We start from the raw sequence: 17,814 nt of genomic DNA, 5'->3' as shown, positions 1-17,814 counted from the left end.
TTGTTATTCATCAAATAAAATCTTGGATAAGAACGGTTCCAACTCATGTTAGCAAAAAACATATTCAATCCTATTTTGATGAATTTACATTTAGAATTAATAGATCTATTTTCAAAGAAACCATATTTCACAAGACTGTTGAAAGAATGATTATAGCAATGCCTATTTATCAAAATCAAATAACACAGAAACTAAATATATAACTCAAAACTTTTTTTTGGAATTGATTTTTGTTGAAACAAACTGCGGAATTCCTCCATTTCAGAAGCTGAAAGTGAAATATGTGCTGCTAAATTTTGTTTAAGAAGTTTTGTCATTTTATGAGATGATGTTTCCACCTTTGTAGCGGTTAAAGGATATGTAATTCAGATATAAATGTACTGAATTAACAGTTAATCGTATACAAACCAAATAGTTTAAATACATAGAACGGGGCTCTGATATTTTAAAAACAATATCCGAAAAAGAAAAATTAGCAATGGAACTGCTAACTTCGATAGAGCCGAGTTTTTTGATTATTATTTTTCTACTGTAAATTGATAAGTGCCGGACTGTAATGTAAACTCTAATTTGTCTCCATTTTGACCAATGTATGTTATGCCTTTTTGCTGTTTGATTTTTTTACCGCTTTCGGTTACTTTGTTTATACTGGATGCTTTTAAAAATAGTGCAGCAGTTGTATTTGCAGGAATCTCAAAGGTATAAGTTGTCTTTCCATCTGTAGTTTTCCACTCACTTGTGATTTTTMCATACATAGAATCATAATGTCCTTTTGCAAAAGTTATTTTGCCGGTAGGGTCTGGCGTAGGCTGCAGTATAAATTTTTTAAAACCTGGTTCATCACGGGCGATACCTATAGAATTGTTTATCATCCATGCTCCTACCGAACCAAAGGAATAATGGTTAAAAGAGTTCATGTTGTTATTACCGCCAAAACCATTTTCTTTTGTGTATGAATTCAGTCGTTCCCAAATAGTGGTTGCGCCATTTTCTACTGAGTATAACCAAGAAGGATAAGAGGTTTGCTGTAATAATTGGTACGCTTCTTTATCCTTGCCATTTTTTGAAAGTGCATCACTAATGGCTGCAGTTCCAATAAAACCAGTCATTAAGGAATATTCAGGACGCATTATGCCTAATTCGTCTTTGTTTTTGCGCTCCAGTGCAGCTACAAGATTATTTGCTGCTTTATCTTCTGTGTTTTTATTAAGTAAATTAAAAGCCAGCGGAATAGCGTATGAGGCTTGTGTATCACTAAAACTTCCTTTTTTTGGAAGCTGATCTTCAGATACCCTGTAACCCCAAGGAAACCGGTGTCCAGAATGTATTGTTTTACCTGTTATGGTATCTATATGTGTTTTATTAAAATGATCTTTACGGGCTGTATATTCCTGCTCAAAATGCATTGTATCATCAGTTTTTCCAAGTATTGTTGCCACTTTTTTCATGATTTCAAGGTCGTATGCATAATAGGCATCCCACAAAATTGTATCGTCATTTTTATAGCCTTCAGGACTTAGCCAGTCTCCAAGAAGGGATTCAGATTGTACACCAGTTACTGGACTGAGGTGCGTTTTTAGAAAATCAGTGTAGCGCTTCATGGCATCATAATGTTCTGTAAGCAGTGAGATATCCCCATATTGCAGGTATGACTCCCATGCTACAATAATTCCTGCACTTCCCCAGAGAATACCGCCAAAAGCATCCGTAACAGGTGCTGTGTCAGTAAATCTTCCGTCTTTTTCCTGTAAATCCCGCATAGCAAGCATATGCCGTCTTAAAAACGGGCCGGCATTGGCAAGGTAAGTTGCAGTTTTAGAAAATACACTTATATCGCCGCTCCATCCCATGCGTTCATTACGCGCAGGTGTATCTGTTGGAATATATAAAAAATTAGAGCGGGTAGACCATTCTATGTTTTTCCATAATTTATTAACCAGCGGGTTTGATGTTTGATAATCAGCAGTAATTGAATCAATGGAACTTAGTACCATTCCGGTAATTTTATCTAAGGGAAGCGCTTTTTTTATGCCAGTAATTTCTATAAATCGAAAACCATGGAACGTAAACCGAGGTTGAATAATATCATTGCTGCCTTTGCAGTAATAAATATCCCGAACCATGGCAGCTCTCATGTTTTCAAGCATAATCATATTTTTATTAGTGCTGTATTCTTCGGTGTCAGGATATTTTACTTCGGCATAGCGCATCATTATAGTATCGCCTTTAGCAGTATTCTCCAATTCAATTTTAGGGAAACCTACCATATTTTGCCCCATGTCATATACAAATACACCAGGACACACTTCTTCTACGCTGACGGGTTTTAATGTTTTTGTAATAGTGGCAGTAACACCAGGCATTCCTTTTAATTTTAATGCTGAAAAATCAAGATTCGAATTGGTAGTTGTTTCCAATTCTATGATTTGTGTGTTTGTCCACTTAGAATCATTAAAGCTAGCTTTAGACCAATCCGTAATTGCAGATTCTTTGCTGGCATCATAAACCTCACCCTGAAAAAAGCTGCCATATCTTACAGGACCATCGCTGCAGTATTTCCATGTGTTTGGATTTGTGGTTACAATTTGTTCGCTTCCATCAGTATAAGTAATAACTAGCTTAGCCAAAAGAGACTGGCGGTCACCAAAAAAATTCCAGTTTTCACCAGTAAAAGTAATATTACCGCTCCACCATCCTTCACTTAAAATGGCACCAAATGCATTGGCTCCATTTTCTAAAACCATTGGCGTTACATCATAAGTCTGGTAAAGCTGTGTTTTATTGTATTGTGTTAATCCCGGGCTAAAATATTCGTTGCCAATCCGATCTCCGTTTAAGTATAGTTCATAGATACCTCGGGCTGTAGCGTACAGTCGGGCTTTTTTAATTGTTTTGCTTTCTGTTCTAAATGCAGTTCGCAATATTGGAGATGCATTTTGAGTTGGGTTTGCAATGATAAAGGCTTCTTCCGATGTGGCATCTATGGCATATTGTCCGTTTGTAGCGACGAATATTTTTTTATTTACTGATGAAAAAATTCCGTTGTATGAAGTTCCTGAAAGATCTTCGTTAAACAGAGTATTAGAGGGTGCTCTGAAATTCATAATCTTAACGTTCGAGAAATAGGCTTTTTGTCCTTTATTTAAAGCAAAGCCAATATCTCCCACGATCGGATATGCAATATAATCTGCACCTCGTCCCAAAGGGTTTATGTTCACACCGGTATGACCCAAATTGTCGGCAGTTATGTTGTGGGAAGCATCATTTCCATCTACATAAAAATTAAACACACCAAAAACTGAAGCTGCAAAAATTTCATGTTTACTGTATTTGTTGTTTTGATTGATGATGTTTAGCGGTATTTCAAATGTTTTAAAAGGGACTGAGGCATCATCATTTTTAGTATAACCCACACGGTAAATATTTAATTTTGCTTTACCGTTTTGGCTGCCGTTCATATCTGTAATATCCAATTCTACTTTTACATAAGAGGAATCTTTTTTATTTTCGACATCCAGTATGTTCATGTTTCTGTCCATAAGACGTTCGTCATTTGCTCCAAAAATAAAACCAGCCTTATCTGATTTTGACTTTTGATCGAGCTCAATAGTATAGCTAAGCCGGAAAACGGTAAGATAGTGAGAGTAAAGTACCATATCCTTATCAGTACCGCCAATCCAGTTTGCTCCATTCCATCCGGATAATTTCGGATCAGGATTCATAAGTCCGGTTTCAAACCATGATGCAGCGCTGGATTCTTTACCGTCCTGATTCCAAACAGATACTTTCCAATTGTAACGCGTAGTGGGCTTTAAATCTTCACCATTATATCCAATGCCTAAAGAAACATTACTTTCAATTTTGTTTGAATTCCAAACAATTGCTCCAGTTTCGTTTGTGACTTTTATTTGATAGGTTTTTTGTGAAATAGCGCGCAAGTTTGAATTTGCTTTCATCTGCCAGCTGAAAACTGGTTTTTGAACATCCATGCCCAGAGGTGTAACCTGATAGTCTGTCTGTAATCTGGTGATATCAAATTGGGCATAAATTATTGAGTTTGCCATCAAAAAGACAATTGCCAGCAGACGGTTTGTAGTAAAATGTTTTTGCATTATAGTATGTTTCAGATTATTACTGTTTCCAAATTTAAAACATAAGTGTATAAAACACAATTATATTTTGTGATATCTGAATAAATTAGTTTTTCTCTTCAGTTTGTAGTTAGTTGCTTTGGTTTTATTGTTTCTTAAAAGTTATGAATTATCGAATAGTAATCTATCGAAAAAGTTTTGATTAACACCTGATAATCATCATATTTTCTACAGATTTTCATTTATAAATTTGAATATAATTTTAAAGAGAAAATGTTATGAGACAGCATGTTCCAGTATCAACCATTATGACCAAAGATTTGGTTAAATTAACGATCAAGGATGATTTGACGAAAGCTGAATCTCTTTTTAAACACTATAAAATCAGGCATATTCCAGTAGTGAATGGAGTTACTATCATTGGAATATTGAGTTATACGGATTTGTTACGAATCTCTTTTGCAGATGCAATTGATGATGATGAAGAGATTGTAGATACCACCGTCTACAATATGTTTACGGTAGAACAGGTAATGGCCAAAAAGCTAGTGACGATTACGCCAGAGACTACTATTAAAGAAGCGGCTGAGATATTAGCAAAAAAAGAATTTCATGCTTTGCCCGTATGTGAAGATCATGTATTGGTTGGGATAATAACGACAACTGATTTGATAAAGTATTTGATTAATCAGTATAATTAAAATTAAGTGTTTACTAAAGAAGAAAGTCCCAATGAAGCTTGTTTTGCTTATTGGGACTTTCGGTTTCTAAACGGATAGTAAATGCTTTAAATCGGCTACGGTTTGAATGGGGTCTTCTGCCCTAAAGACAAAACTTCCTGCAACAAGCACATCGGCACCAGCCTCTACTAATTGTGCGGCATTTTTATTGGTTACGCCACCGTCAATTTCTATAAGTGTTGGCGCTCCTTTTCTGGTAATCAGATCTTTTAGTTTTTTTACTTTTGCATAAGTGTTCTCAATAAAAGATTGCCCTCCAAAACCTGGATTTACGCTCATGATACAAACCATGTCAATATCATTGATTACATCTTCCAGTAAATCAACATTGGTATGAGGATTAAGAGCAACACCAGCTTTCATTCCTTGTGCTTTGATAGCTTGAAGTGTTCTGTGTAAATGAGTACAGGCTTCATAATGTACAGTTAAAATATCGGCGCCTAAATCTTTAAATGTTTTAATGTATTGGTCTGGGTTGACAATCATCAAATGCACGTCAACTGTTTTTTTTGTATGTCTTGTAATGGCTTCAAGAACGGGCATTCCAAAAGAAATATTTGGAACAAAAACGCCATCCATAATGTCAATATGAAACCAGTCGGCCTGGCTGTTGTTGATCATTTCGATATCACGCTGTAAATTGGCGAAATCAGCAGCCAAAACTGACGGAGCAATAATTGTATTCTTCATTATGTAGTTTTTTTGTTGAGATGCACAGCTGTACTTCTTTTTATTTTTTTTTTGCAAAGGTAATATAAAAAATAAAACTCCGGTAATCAGCCGGAGTTTCAATCATCAATCAAAAAACGAACAGTTAATCAGACTGTTGTTCACGTTGTATTAAAAGATTTAAAAAATTAATGTCTTTAAAAATTTTAATTTGGGGATATTTTATATTAACCTAAATACGTTTTTAAAATTTTGCTTCTGGAAGTATGTTTTAATCTGCGGATTGCTTTTTCCTTAATTTGACGAACACGTTCGCGAGTCAGGTCAAAAGTTTCGCCAATTTCTTCAAGAGTCATTGGGTGCTGGTCACCTAAACCAAAATATAAACGCACTACATCAGCCTCTCTAGGAGTTAATGTTTCTAGTGAACGCTCAATTTCAGTACGCAATGATTCATGAATTAATTCTCTGTCAGGATTTGGAGATTCACCAGAACGCAATACATCATAAAGATTTGAATCTTCTCCTTCTACAAGAGGCGCATCCATAGATAAGTGACGACCAGAGTTTTTCATAGACTCCTTAACGTCATTTACAGTCATGTCCAGTTCTTTTGCAATTTCCTCAGCAGATGGCGGACGCTCATTAGACTGCTCTAATAACGCATACATTTTGTTGATTTTATTGATAGAACCAATTTTATTTAATGGTAAACGAACGATACGGGATTGTTCTGCCAAAGCTTGAAGAATCGACTGGCGGATCCACCATACAGCATAAGAAATGAATTTGAAACCACGAGTCTCATCAAAACGCTGTGCTGCTTTTATCAGTCCTAAATTTCCTTCATTAATTAAATCGGGAAGTGTTAATCCTTGGTTTTGGTATTGTTTAGCTACCGAAACTACGAAACGTAAATTGGCTTTTGTTAGTTTCTCAAGGGCTCTTTGATCCCCAGCTTTAATTCTTTGAGCTAATTCTACTTCTTCGTCAGCGGTAATAAGGTCAACTTTTCCAATTTCTTGTAAATATTTGTCTAATGAAGCGGTTTCACGATTAGTAACCTGCTTGGTGATTTTAAGTTGTCTCATGTTTTTGTCTCCTCAATTTTTTAAGTGTACAAATGATTATACGTACGATGTTTCTAAAAAGTTACAAAAAGTTAACTTTTTTAATCAAAACGTTCTTTATATTTTTTAAATAGGCTGTTCATTACCAATAATACAATCCCAACACCAAGCAGAACCAATGCCCGAATTAAGAAATTGGAATTAGATAAATCGAAGAACATCAATCGGATAACGCAAATTCCAACTAGTGACAGGGAAACGTATCGGAAGTATTTTTCTTTTAATATAATTCCTAAAATTAATAAACCAAGCGCTTCCAAAATCCAGAAAAAAGTTAGGATTCCTTTATCAAAAGTTAAATATAAAAAGCATCCAATGCTTAATGTTGCTGGATAAATCAACAGACTGTTTTTGAGTTTGAAAGTTTCCATCCATTTGGATGCTAAATAAATGTAAACTCCTAAAAGCACAAATATTAATAGATAAACGGCTAAAAATTTAGATTGATAAAAGTTGAAACTCAAAAAGCCTAAATGTAAATTGGCCAGCAAATAATAAACGATACTGATATTTTTTTCCTGGCTTATTTTTTTGTGATAAAAATAAAGATTCAAAATAGCTGCTGCGGACCAATAAACCGGCAGCCATTTATGCTCTAATTGACTAAACATGATGATAGAAAGCCAAATATTTAATGTGATCTGATAATTGGTTTTCATTGTGGTAATGGCTTCCTTTTTGTTTAAAAGCAGTGTAAGAGCTAATCCTAAAGCGACACTTGAAAGCTGTAAAATCCAATCTATCAGGTTGAAATTATTCAGTTTGCTAATGCTGTAGAAAGCTGATACCAAAATGGCCAGCACTGCAATTAATAAAACAAAGTGAATTTTTATTTGGATTTTTTTGCTGTAAATCAAATAGAAATTAATTAATGATACAATCATGAACAGCAAAGGCAAGTAGTTTATTTCTACCTGTAAGAGCAACAATGTAATGATCCAGAAATTTTGAATATATGGCAAAATGGTAATAAAGCGTTTTCCATCTTCATTTTTACTTTTGAATTGCAAATAGGAATACCCAATGGATAATAAAATACTTGCTGTTTGTGTAGAATAAATGATGATTTTTTCTTTTGCATCAATGTTATCAATAGCAACAAAAAGAGTCAGAATGATGCTTCCTGTTAATAAAAGAAAAGAATAATTGGAAAAACGTTTGAACTCTTCAAAATTTTGGAATGCAAGGAATGACAGAATTGCAAAACCTATAAAGTAGATGGATACATATTCCATCTGAATGCATGAAAATCCAAATAAAGCAATAGTAAAAAGCAGTAATTCTGAATTTAATAAATTGTAATTCGTCCATTCACTTATGGTTTCTTTTGACTTGTTTCTGATTTTTTTGGCAAATAAAACGTAGATTTCGATAATAGCAATTCCCAGACAGGTCAATCCAATTTCAGTGTTTGTTAAATTATTTGAACGGTATAGCAACAGTAAACTTCCAACAACTGTAAACAAATAATAGAATATGTATAATACTCTTTGATTGTCTGGTCTTAAACTGTTTCTTTTGAAATTTATCCATAAGAACTCGTGGTTAAGTACTGCAATTCCAAACAGGTTAAAGATTTGAATCATTGGATGACTTTGCAGATATTTGTAGCTCAAAAGTAATAAAAGCGCATTCACGCCAACAATTCCGAAAAATCTAATGATGAACTCATTTTTGTAAAAATATTTCACAAACCAGTTGAATGAAATTATGGCTAATAAACACAATGCAAAAGTCCAATCGGTATATGATTTTTCTTGAGTGTGTATAATAAATAAGCCGATAAATAATGCCAAGGCATAAAATAAAAATCGTCCAATATCGAAGGTTGGAGTTTCAAATTTTTTCTTCAAGAAAGTCCAAATTATTGCAATCCCAATCACAATGTAATAGAATGAATTGTCTGCTAAAACTGCATTGGCTTTTAAGATCACAAATACCGAAAATGCCATTGCAAGAATTCCGTTCAAACTCAAGCTTTTTTCGCCAAAGACAGGATCAACATCAGTGAATTCTTTTTTTATCGCAGCTATAACAGGAATTGAAAGCGCAATTAGTGATAAGAGAATCATAGCTGTAAAAGCGTTTGTAATTTTTGCAGTATTCAATGCATTGTTGATAAGCAGTATGCAAAAAATGATCAATCCTGCTCCAAACAAATGATTGATACTTAGAAAAATCCTGTGAAGCAAAGCTTCCTTTTCTTTATACACTACAAATAAGCAGACAAGTATTAGGATATATAAAATGCAAGCAATGATGTCAATGCCAACTTTCCAATCATTCAGCATAATAACGCTAAGTGCCAAAAGTATAAACGATACCATTCCGTCTAAATGATACAGCCAGTAAACTTTCTTTTTGCGGGCACGCAATGCAATGGCTAAACAGATTATTGCGCCAAAAAACAATACAAAAGTTTTGAATTTGCTTCCTGTTGAATGTAATAGTAATCCAGTTGCAAACAGCGCCCAATTGATTAAATGAGTTATAAAAGCAGGTTTGTCAAAATGAGTGTTTTCATAAACACTGCGGTATTGCATGAACATACAGCTTCCGGCAACAGCAATGATTCCGAGGATAGCAATAATGTTTTCTGCAGCGGTTAATTTTGTACCTTGAGAATTAAACCAAATATCGAAAATGATAAAGGCAGTAATTACAATCAGTAAGTGATATTCCCATTTTTCTTTGTACGAAAGTATAATTCCTATAGTACATGTTATGGAGGCTAAGATAAATGTAATTAATAGTTTTTCGGGGATGACACATAATATGAGTATGCTTAAAATTACATGAAGCGATAAGAATGTCTGCTTTTTTATAATGTAACCAATGTATAAATTAACTGCAATTCCCAAGGCTATCAGTGAATATCCGAAAGCAGTATTGGTAATAAAAGTAAGCGAAGGAATTTGTGAAGCACCAAAAGTTCCAAATAAAAATAAACTGGCACCTGCACTTCGAAGCCACAATCCGGTTTTAACCCATTTTTCTTTTTTCTTTAAAATGTGGTAAGACCCTACTAATAGCGATGCATACAGCCATATGATTAAAATACGGAATAATGGCGCTACTGTTAAAGCGGTATAAATACTCAAATAACCAATTCCAAGTACCATAATTGCGGTTCCCAAAATTCCAGTCCAATTGTCTGCAAATTGTTTTTCGGCATTTTTTAAGAATTTCGAAAATGCACTTTCTTCATATATTTTTTCTTCTATTGGAGTTTGGTTTTCTAATCTTGGGTAAGTTTTACTTTCATAAGTGAATATTTTTTCTTCAATTTTGTTTGTTGAAATGGGTTCATTGCTGTCAATACTTTCATCTTTTGGTATATCCGATTCAATAATAGGGGATGAGTAAATCGTATTTTCTTCAATAGGCTTTGTTATGCTGTCTTCAATAGACGTTATGGCAGGTTCAATAATTGGTTTAATTTCTTGAAGCTTTATTTCTTCAATTATCGATGGAATATTTTCGATAGTAGTTGTTTTGCCTTCAATGGTTTTTTTGATTTCTGATATTTCTTTTCGAAGTCTGCCGTTGTCTTCCTGATAGGATTCAAGCAAGGATTCCAGATAATCGTTGCTCTTTTTTAGATTGAAAAAATTGTTAAACAGAATAACAATGCAAATGAATAAAACAAAAATAAAAAAGGCCATAGGTTGGGTTTTGATTTTTGAAATATAAGGATTTATTCATGTTAAAAATATAATTAGCATAAAAAAATAAGTAAGTTTTTTATAAAATAAAATTCCCTGTCTCAAAATGCTGAAACAGGGAATTCTAATTAATTCAATTATTAATTTGTGAAAAATGGTGTCGTAGGAATGTCTTTGTATCCTGAGCTTGGTTACAAATAAATTACAAAGATGTTTATGTTTGTCTCTAACTCAATTGCCTTTACTTTCTTTCTTTTAAGAAAAAAAGTAAAAATTTAATGAAGAGCAGGGATCATGTGTTTAATAATGCCAAATACTTTTGCTTCTAAAAACAAATGATTGGATTTAATCCATTCCTTCTAAATTGACAATTCTGTCGAATATTTCTTTTAAAAATATAACAAAAAAGAACAAGCCGCCAGCAAAGATAAAGTGATCGTTTGTAATTGTTAAAGGAGCATCAAGGATATCATACAGACTCGGTATGATAATGCATAATGACACTAAAAGTCCTAACCATGGATTTATTTTGTTTATTAAAGTTTTTAATTGCATATTCAAAGGGGTATTAAATTCTAGCCTCATGATTTTTTTATTATTTATAAGAGTAAATATATAATGAAAAGCTCCTTTTTTTTGTATTGATGTTATGAGGTTGGATTTTGCTGTCATGAAATGTTCTTAAGTATGCACCAATTTTGCTTTTACTGTTGGCTGCTTTATAGGCATAAAAAAATCTTCTTTGTTATAGAGAAGATTTGTTATTTTGTTCTGAAAAACAAATTGTTATGACAGGATTTTTATTTTTTTGATAAAATCTTTATAATTGTCGCTAAGATTAATTTTGCGGTTTCCTTTCAGAATAACAAGATTGTCTGCAAGGATTATTTCTTCTATATTATCGGAGTTTACGATGTAGTTTCTATGTGTTCGGATGAATTTGTTTTTGTCGAGCAACTCACTGATCTTGGTTAATGAAATGAGGATAACAAATTTTTCTTTTTCGGTAATAATGTTGCAGTAGCGATCCTCGACTTCGATGTAAATAATGTCCTTTAACGATACTTTTTTAAGCGTATTTTTCTTTTTGATAAACATATAATCATTGCCGATTACAGTGTCTTGGTCTTCGCTCAAAAAAACATTGGCTTGCGAGTAGAATTTTTCGACAGCCATTTCAAGGGCATATATAATTTCTAATTCATTAAAAGGTTTCATTAAAAAGCTAAAAGGCTTGGTGAGTTTAGCTCTTTCAAAAATTTGACGGTCTTGCGAGCTGGTCAAAAAAACAAAGGGTTTAGAGGCATTTGGAACAATGTTTATGGTCTCGGCAAAAGTGATTCCATCTGGTTTTCCGTCCAAGAAAACATCGATGACAATGATATCAACAGTGTTTTTATAAAATAAAGTAAGGGCATCGGTATAATTTCTGGCTACTCCCACTATATTGTAATTGTTATTTTGTAAAACTAAGCTCAGGGCATCGCTTTGCTCTGGCGTGTCTTCTATAATAAGTACATTGATGTTATCCATTTTGTTCAGTTTTTGGGAACGAAAGTATCATCTTGGTACCTTTGTTCAATTCACTTTCTATGGCTAATGAACCGCCATTTTTCTTGATCATCTGCTTACACAATTGCATTCCGAGTCCTGTTCCAATAATCTCTGAATTTTTTTTCTTTGCTAATAATTCACTATCTTGAAGTAACTCATTAATTGTGTTTTGTGTCATTCCTAAACCGCTGTCCTGAATCACCAACTGGCAAAAATTGGTATTTGTTTCGATAGTATAAAAATTGATTTTGCCATTTTCTGGGGAAAATTTTATGGCATTATCAAGTAGGTTGCGCAGTACAATTTTTAGAGAATCGAGATCTACGAAGATAAAACTATTTTTTGAAACAGTGTTCTCAAAAGTGATGGATTTATCAAGCAATAAAGGTTTGTAGTTGTATTCTATTTGCTGTACAATAGAAAATAAATGAACAGAATCTTTATGAAAATACAATTGTTTGGTTTGCAACAAGGCCCAATGCAGCAGGTTGTCCAATAAGTTATAAGCTCCATTTGCAATAGTGCTGTTCTGATGGAGGAGCTGGTCAAGCTGATCGTAGTTTTTGGTCTCCAGTGAAGTGGTTAATTTGGTGTTGCTGGTTTTTAGGGCATTGACAGAGGAACGCAAATCATGGCTAACAATCGAGAACAATTGATCTTTGGTAGCGTTGAGTTTGTCTAATTTTACTTTTTGAGTAAAAATGATTTTGGCATTTTTTACTTTCTGAGCATAAGCATAAATACCTCCTGATAAAAGCAACAATAAGGCCAGTGTCGAAAAAAACATAGTTTTACGCTGCGTCTCTTTTAGTTTGTTCTCAACTTTGAGTACGGAGATTTGTTTTTGTTTTTGCGCTACGGCATATTTTTTTTCATAGTCTGCGAGTGCCCAGACTTTATTTTGGTTGTTGAGGGAATCTTTCCATTGCTCTGATTCTTTTCGATAGATTAAGGCTTGTTTGAAGTTGCTTCTGTTTTCTTCGACAACTGCCATATTTTGAGTGGCACTTTTTTTTAATTTATAGTCACTTGTTTTTTTTGATAATGTGTATGATTTTATAAAGTAAGGAATGGCTTGTTGGTCTTTGTATTGTGAATAATACAAGTTAGCAATATTCATATACAAATAAACTAGTGGTGTAGTGTTGTTTTCTTTTTCTAATAGATTTTTGCTTTTAAAAAGATATTCTTCCGCTTTAGTAAATTGATTGAGATGCAAATAACAAAGTCCTAAATTGTCATATATAATTCTGATTTTTAATCCTTTCTTGTCTATATTGGGAGATTTTTCAACTTGTTTGAAATAATAAATTGCTTTTTCAAACTCTTTTAATTCTGATGAAATCTCTCCTAATTCTTTGTTTACTAAAGGATAGAAACTGAAATTTTTAATAACTAAGTTTAATTCTGATTCAGCTTGCTTGAATAGTTTTTTTTCTCTAAAAGAGCTACCTCTAAAAAAATGGCAATAAGCGGACAATTCTTTATTTTTGCTTAAACTCAATTGTTTCATAGAATAGACTAGAGTAGAATCMCATTTTTTATTTATAAAAAAATATTGAGCTTTATCGAAGTTGATTTCATTTCTAAATTCAAGAGTCTTTTTTTGAAGGACTTTGTTAAAAACATTATTTACGGTTTGTTCTTGGGAAAATAGTATTGAAGGAGTGATTAAATATAATGAAATTAGAAATAATTTAAATTTTATCATTTCAAAGGATACTTTAGTTTTGAACGAATGCAATATTAAATAATTACATCTTTTAATTATTTTTTTATAATTAAAAGATGTAAATTGATTAGTAGTCTTTTAAATAAAAAGTCTGATATTAATGTTCCACTTCTGTAGTTGTTCCCCTAGAAGTCTCAGGATCTAAGTTTACCATATAGGATATAACGGTTTTTATATTTCCCACAGTTTCTGAAGTGTAGTCTAGTTCTACGTACCATACATCGCAGGTTTCCGGAGTTTCCATAGAAAAATTATAATCGTAATTGATGGTCAAAACGCCATCCTTTTCAGTAGGTGGTTCTACAAAAGGCGCATCAGGAATCTCGGAGTTCATGTATAATGTAGCTCTTACTTTAAGTGTTAATGGACCGCCTTCAGGAGTGTAGAATTTTGCAGATACTAATGGAGCTACCGGATAAGTTACTTGACTAGGCTGTAGGAAAGTGAATACTTCGGTGTTGATTTTGGTAGTTTGGATGGTTGGGTAAGGTGTAAATGATAGTTCTTTTGTAGAATCGCACATAATTTTTTTGTTTTAGGTTAATTGTTAATAAATTTTGGGTTAAAGATATTTTTTTTCTTTGAATATTGTGTAAAGAATTTATTATTTTTTAATATACTGTTGATTTATTCTGTTAAAAACGGAGGTATTTTTTCTTTTAATTAGGAAAAATAGTACTTATGGAAAATAAAAGAAATCACTTTAAATAATAAGGTGAACTGTCGATTAAAATAAATTATTGACTATCCGTAACTAACACCAAACAGATAGAATTAGCGACAGATTAAAAAGATTTACACAGATTTTTCAAAAAGTGTAATGAAATCCGTGAGAATCTTTTTAATCTGTGGCAAAAAAATATATATGGTACTCTTTGCGGACAGTCATAAAATAAATTATCTGCCAATGCTTATTTATTTAAATCTGAACAACTTGGCACGAAAATGTCTCTAAGAGTAAAATATTTTTTGCGCAATTCATTTGATATATTCAAGTGCCATAATATGCATATTAATAAAAAACGGGCTTTATAACTGGTTTTGCCATTTTTATTGCAAACTATCTTCGTCTAATGGCATTTTTTTAATTTAAACTTAATTTCTAATATAGCTTTGATATTGAAAATAAGATAATTACCCAGTTTTTGTTTTTGAATATTTATTGCAAGCTAAATTCCTTAATAGTCTATTTTTTGCGAGTGTTTTCGCAAATTATGGATGATAATAATAAATAAAGTGGAGCAGAACCCACTTAAAAAAACGAGGCGGTATCCGAAAAGCTTTACGAGTAGGAAATATAAATATTAGAAATTATGTCAGAAACTAAATCAAACAACACGGTAGAAGCAAATCAAGAACTTCATGTAATGTATGAGTATCTTCAAGTTAGAGCTACGGTAATTAATTTTACAAATCAGGATATGATACTTACAGGTTCTGATTTGTCTTGGGGAAAATGGATTAATTCTCCAGTTGATACTCCAAGATTAAATACTTCGACTTTTGGTTCTCAAGGTCGTGATTCATCTCCTTCTGGAACTACAGGATGGGCTACATGGAAGATAGGTAATGCAATAATTACAGTCAATTTTGATTGTCCATTGAATGGTAGTAATAGTCAATCAATCACTTGCGAACCTAAAGGTGCTTTTAACGTGTCGGCTACTGGAACAGGTGGAAATGTTAATATATGTTCTTTTAAAATATTGCCTGTTTAATTAAAAAAAAAAACAGGTTATTTAAGCACTTTTGAATTTTAATTTTGAAATTCAAAAGTGCTTTTTATTTAGATACTATTATTAAAAATTGTTTGTTTAAACATTGAAAAACCCCGTTTCACAATTGCAAAACGGGGTTTTTTCTATAAAATAAACCTTTAGTAAACTAAGATTGGATTACTCTTTTTTTTCCTCGCGCGGAGGTCTTTGTAAAAGTGCTTTTCTAGAGACTTTTTCTTTTTTAGTTTTTGGATCAACACCTAAGTATTTCACTTGGAAAACATCACCCATATTTACTACATCAGTAACATTTTCTGTGCGCTCCCAAGCTAGTTCAGATACGTGTAATAAAACTTCATTTCCTGGAGCTGCAGTATATTCTACAACTGCACCAAAATCTAACATTTTGATTACTTTTACTTCGTATGCTTCTCCCATTTGCGGTTTGAAAGTGATCGATTGGATTTTTGCCAATACAGCTTCGATTCCAGCAGGATCAGTTCCTAAAATCTCAATTACGCCTTGCTCATCCACTTCGTTGATAACGATTGTAGTTCCTGTAGCCTTTTGTAATTCTTGAATAACTTTTCCACCAGGTCCTATTAATGCTCCAATAAAGTTTCCAGGAATAGTTCTAGTGATGATTTTTGGAGAATGTGCTTTAACATCAGATCTTGGAGCTGCGATAGTTTCAGTCAATTTTCCTAAAATATGCAATCTTCCTTCACGTGCTTGCCCTAGAGCCTGCTCCATGATATCATAACGCAATCCATCAATTTTGATATCCATTTGACAAGCGGTAATACCGTCTTTTGTTCCAGTTACTTTAAAATCCATATCTCCTAAGTGATCTTCGTCACCTAAGATGTCAGAAAGAACGGCGAATTTTTCACCGTCAGTGATTAATCCCATAGCAATTCCAGAAACTGGTTTTATCATTTGAACACCAGCATCCATAAGTGCCATTGTTCCAGCACAAACTGTTGCCATAGAAGAAGAACCATTTGATTCTAATACTTCAGATACAATACGGATGGTATAAGGACAATCAGCAGGAATCATGTTTTTCAAAGCTCTTTGAGCTAAGTTACCGTGACCTACTTCTCTTCTTGAAGTTCCTCTTAGCGGTTTTGCTTCACCAGTGGAGAAAGGAGGGAAGTTATAGTGTAAGTAGAATTTCTCTTCACCTTGTTCAGATGGAGAATCAATTTGGTTGGCTTCTCTGGAAGTTCCTAAAGTTACTGTAGCCAATGCTTGAGTTTCTCCACGTGTAAACAATGAAGAACCGTGAACTCTTGGTAAATAATCAGTTTCACACCAGATTGGTCTGATATCAGTTGTTTTTCTTCCGTCTAGACGAACGCCTAATTCTAATACTACGTTACGAACAGCTTCTTTGTTAGTTTTGTAAAAATATTTAGAAACTAAATCACCGTCAACAGCTAATTCTTCTTCTGTAAATAAAGCTTTTACTTCTTCTTTTACTTCAGCAAATGCTGCGCTTCTTTCGTGTTTAGCTGATCCAACTTTTGCAATAGCATAAATTTTATCGTATGCTGCAGCTTTTACTTTTTTATAAATTTCTTCGTTTTCTTTCTCGCCTTCGTAAGTACGAATTTCTTTTTTACCAAAAGCAGCCTGTAAACGTAATTGTGCCTGAATCTGAACTTTTATGGCTTCGTGAGCAAATTTAATAGCTTCAACCATTTCAGCTTCTGAAATTTCTTTCATCTCACCTTCAACCATTGCAACTGAGTCCATAGAAGCGCCAATCATCATGTCGATGTCAGATTTTGCTAAGTCTTCTCTGCTTGGGTTAATTACGAATTTTCCGGCGATACGTGCAACACGAACTTCTGAAATTAAATTGTAAAATGGAATGTCTGAAACTGCTAAGGCAGCAGAAGCGGCTAAACCTGCTAATGCGTCTGGCATAACTTCTTCGTCATGAGACATTAACTGAATCATAACTTGTGTTTCAGCATGGTAATCATCTGGGAAAAGTGGACGCAATACACGGTCTACTAATCTCATTGTTAATACTTCGCTGTCGCTTGGACGAGCTTCTCTTTTGAAGAAACCTCCAGGGAAACGGCCAGCTGCCGCAAATTTTTCACGGTAATCTACCGTTAACGGCAAAAAGTCAACCGCTGGGTTAGCGCTACGAGCTGAAACTGCAGTTGCAAGTATCATCGTGTCGCCCATTCTTACTACTACAGAACCATCCGCCTGTTTGGCTAAACGTCCTGTCTCGATTGTGATGCTTCTGCCATCACCTAAATCGATTTTTTCTACAAATAATTGTGGAATCATAAATTTTTCCTTAATTGGTTATACAATGGGTTTTAGTTGTGTTGTTAGTTGTAGTTGTTGCGTAGTTAATGCCTAAAACCCAATGAAAAACCAAACTTTTTTTAATGAAATGTCAATTTTGAAAGATAATTGACAATAATTTTTAAATTTAAAATATTTTTTTAAATCTAAAAAGAAATAAAAAAAGAGGCACTTTCGCACC

At 33.4% G+C, this 17,814-nt stretch carries 11 protein-coding genes and 1 pseudogene; 3 read left to right on the top strand and 9 right to left on the bottom strand.

From position 1 onward, the window contains the following. Window positions 1-203 (top strand): annotated as a pseudogene (locus tag AC1DVP_RS20530) (IS1595 family transposase); the annotation flags it as partial. Window positions 204-518: 315 nt separating this feature from the next. Here the strand turns inward: AC1DVP_RS20530 and AC1DVP_RS20525 are convergent. Next, a complete protein-coding gene (locus AC1DVP_RS20525; protein WP_477185333.1) occupies window positions 519-4,112 on the bottom strand; it encodes a family 78 glycoside hydrolase catalytic domain in 3,594 nt (1,197 codons plus the stop codon). 257 nt (window positions 4,113-4,369) lie between these two features. Between AC1DVP_RS20525 and AC1DVP_RS20520 the strand changes: the two genes are divergently transcribed. Next, entirely contained in the window at window positions 4,370-4,792 is a 423-nt protein-coding gene (locus AC1DVP_RS20520; RefSeq protein ID WP_477185332.1) for a CBS domain-containing protein, read from the top strand. A gap of 66 nt (window positions 4,793-4,858) precedes the next feature. On the opposite strand, the gene rpe is transcribed toward AC1DVP_RS20520, so the two are convergent. The 7 genes from rpe to AC1DVP_RS20485 all read right to left on the bottom strand — a co-directional run bounded on the left by rpe (window position 4,859) and on the right by AC1DVP_RS20485 (window position 14,104). Further along, window positions 4,859-5,521 (bottom strand): ribulose-phosphate 3-epimerase, encoded by a 663-nt coding sequence (rpe, locus tag AC1DVP_RS20515; RefSeq protein ID WP_477185331.1) that lies wholly within the window; start codon window positions 5,519-5,521, stop codon window positions 4,859-4,861. A 206-nt stretch (window positions 5,522-5,727) separates the two neighbouring features. Beyond that, a complete protein-coding gene (locus AC1DVP_RS20510; protein WP_007804760.1) occupies window positions 5,728-6,591 on the bottom strand; it encodes a sigma-70 family RNA polymerase sigma factor in 864 nt (287 codons plus the stop codon). Between the two features lie 80 nt (window positions 6,592-6,671). Then, window positions 6,672-10,295 carry a hypothetical protein gene (locus tag AC1DVP_RS20505; protein ID WP_477185330.1) on the bottom strand — a complete coding sequence of 1,208 codons (3,624 nt, stop codon included), beginning with the start codon at window positions 10,293-10,295 and terminating at the stop codon, window positions 6,672-6,674. A 345-nt stretch (window positions 10,296-10,640) separates the two neighbouring features. Continuing rightward, on the bottom strand, window positions 10,641-10,880 hold the full coding sequence (locus tag AC1DVP_RS20500) for a hypothetical protein (protein WP_477185329.1): 240 nt from the start codon (window positions 10,878-10,880) through the stop codon (window positions 10,641-10,643). Window positions 10,881-11,081: 201 nt separating this feature from the next. Beyond that, on the bottom strand, window positions 11,082-11,828 hold the full coding sequence (locus AC1DVP_RS20495) for a LytR/AlgR family response regulator transcription factor (protein WP_477185328.1): 747 nt from the start codon (window positions 11,826-11,828) through the stop codon (window positions 11,082-11,084). After that, entirely contained in the window at window positions 11,821-13,560 is a 1,740-nt protein-coding gene (locus tag AC1DVP_RS20490; RefSeq protein WP_477185327.1) for a tetratricopeptide repeat-containing sensor histidine kinase, read from the bottom strand. Before AC1DVP_RS20490 ends, AC1DVP_RS20495 begins: the two co-directional genes overlap by 8 nt. Before the next feature lie 118 nt (window positions 13,561-13,678). After that, window positions 13,679-14,104 (bottom strand): hypothetical protein, encoded by a 426-nt coding sequence (locus tag AC1DVP_RS20485; protein ID WP_477185326.1) that lies wholly within the window; start codon window positions 14,102-14,104, stop codon window positions 13,679-13,681. A 790-nt stretch (window positions 14,105-14,894) separates the two neighbouring features. On the opposite strand from AC1DVP_RS20485, the gene AC1DVP_RS20480 reads away from it, so the two are divergent. Then, the gene (locus tag AC1DVP_RS20480; RefSeq protein WP_477185325.1) at window positions 14,895-15,299 is read left to right on the top strand and encodes a hypothetical protein; all 405 of its coding nucleotides are present in this window, start codon (window positions 14,895-14,897) and stop codon (window positions 15,297-15,299) included. A gap of 177 nt (window positions 15,300-15,476) precedes the next feature. On the opposite strand, the gene AC1DVP_RS20475 is transcribed toward AC1DVP_RS20480, so the two are convergent. Continuing rightward, window positions 15,477-17,612, bottom strand: a complete 2,136-nt coding sequence (locus tag AC1DVP_RS20475) for a polyribonucleotide nucleotidyltransferase (protein ID WP_477185324.1) — start codon at window positions 17,610-17,612, stop codon at window positions 15,477-15,479. Between the last annotated feature and the right edge of the window lie 202 nt (window positions 17,613-17,814).

This window comes from Flavobacterium sp. P3_A6 (assembly GCF_056403035.1).
This window is presented reverse-complemented; position numbering and strand designations above follow the sequence as displayed.

Bases quoted from the DNA above. Each gene is read 5' to 3' on its own strand.
- AC1DVP_RS20520 (WP_477185332.1), top strand. From the start codon at position 4,370: ATGAGACAGCATGTTCCAGTATCAACCATTATGACCAAAGATTTGGTT.
- AC1DVP_RS20485 (WP_477185326.1), bottom strand. From the start codon at position 14,104: ATGTGCGATTCTACAAAAGAACTATCATTTACACCTTACCCAACCATC.
- AC1DVP_RS20500 (WP_477185329.1), bottom strand. From the start codon at position 10,880: ATGAGGCTAGAATTTAATACCCCTTTGAATATGCAATTAAAAACTTTA.
- AC1DVP_RS20480 (WP_477185325.1), top strand. From the start codon at position 14,895: ATGTCAGAAACTAAATCAAACAACACGGTAGAAGCAAATCAAGAACTT.
- AC1DVP_RS20495 (WP_477185328.1), bottom strand. From the start codon at position 11,828: ATGGATAACATCAATGTACTTATTATAGAAGACACGCCAGAGCAAAGC.
- AC1DVP_RS20505 (WP_477185330.1), bottom strand. From the start codon at position 10,295: ATGGCCTTTTTTATTTTTGTTTTATTCATTTGCATTGTTATTCTGTTT.
- AC1DVP_RS20510 (WP_007804760.1), bottom strand. From the start codon at position 6,591: ATGAGACAACTTAAAATCACCAAGCAGGTTACTAATCGTGAAACCGCT.
- rpe (WP_477185331.1), bottom strand. From the start codon at position 5,521: ATGAAGAATACAATTATTGCTCCGTCAGTTTTGGCTGCTGATTTCGCC.
- AC1DVP_RS20475 (WP_477185324.1), bottom strand. From the start codon at position 17,612: ATGATTCCACAATTATTTGTAGAAAAAATCGATTTAGGTGATGGCAGA.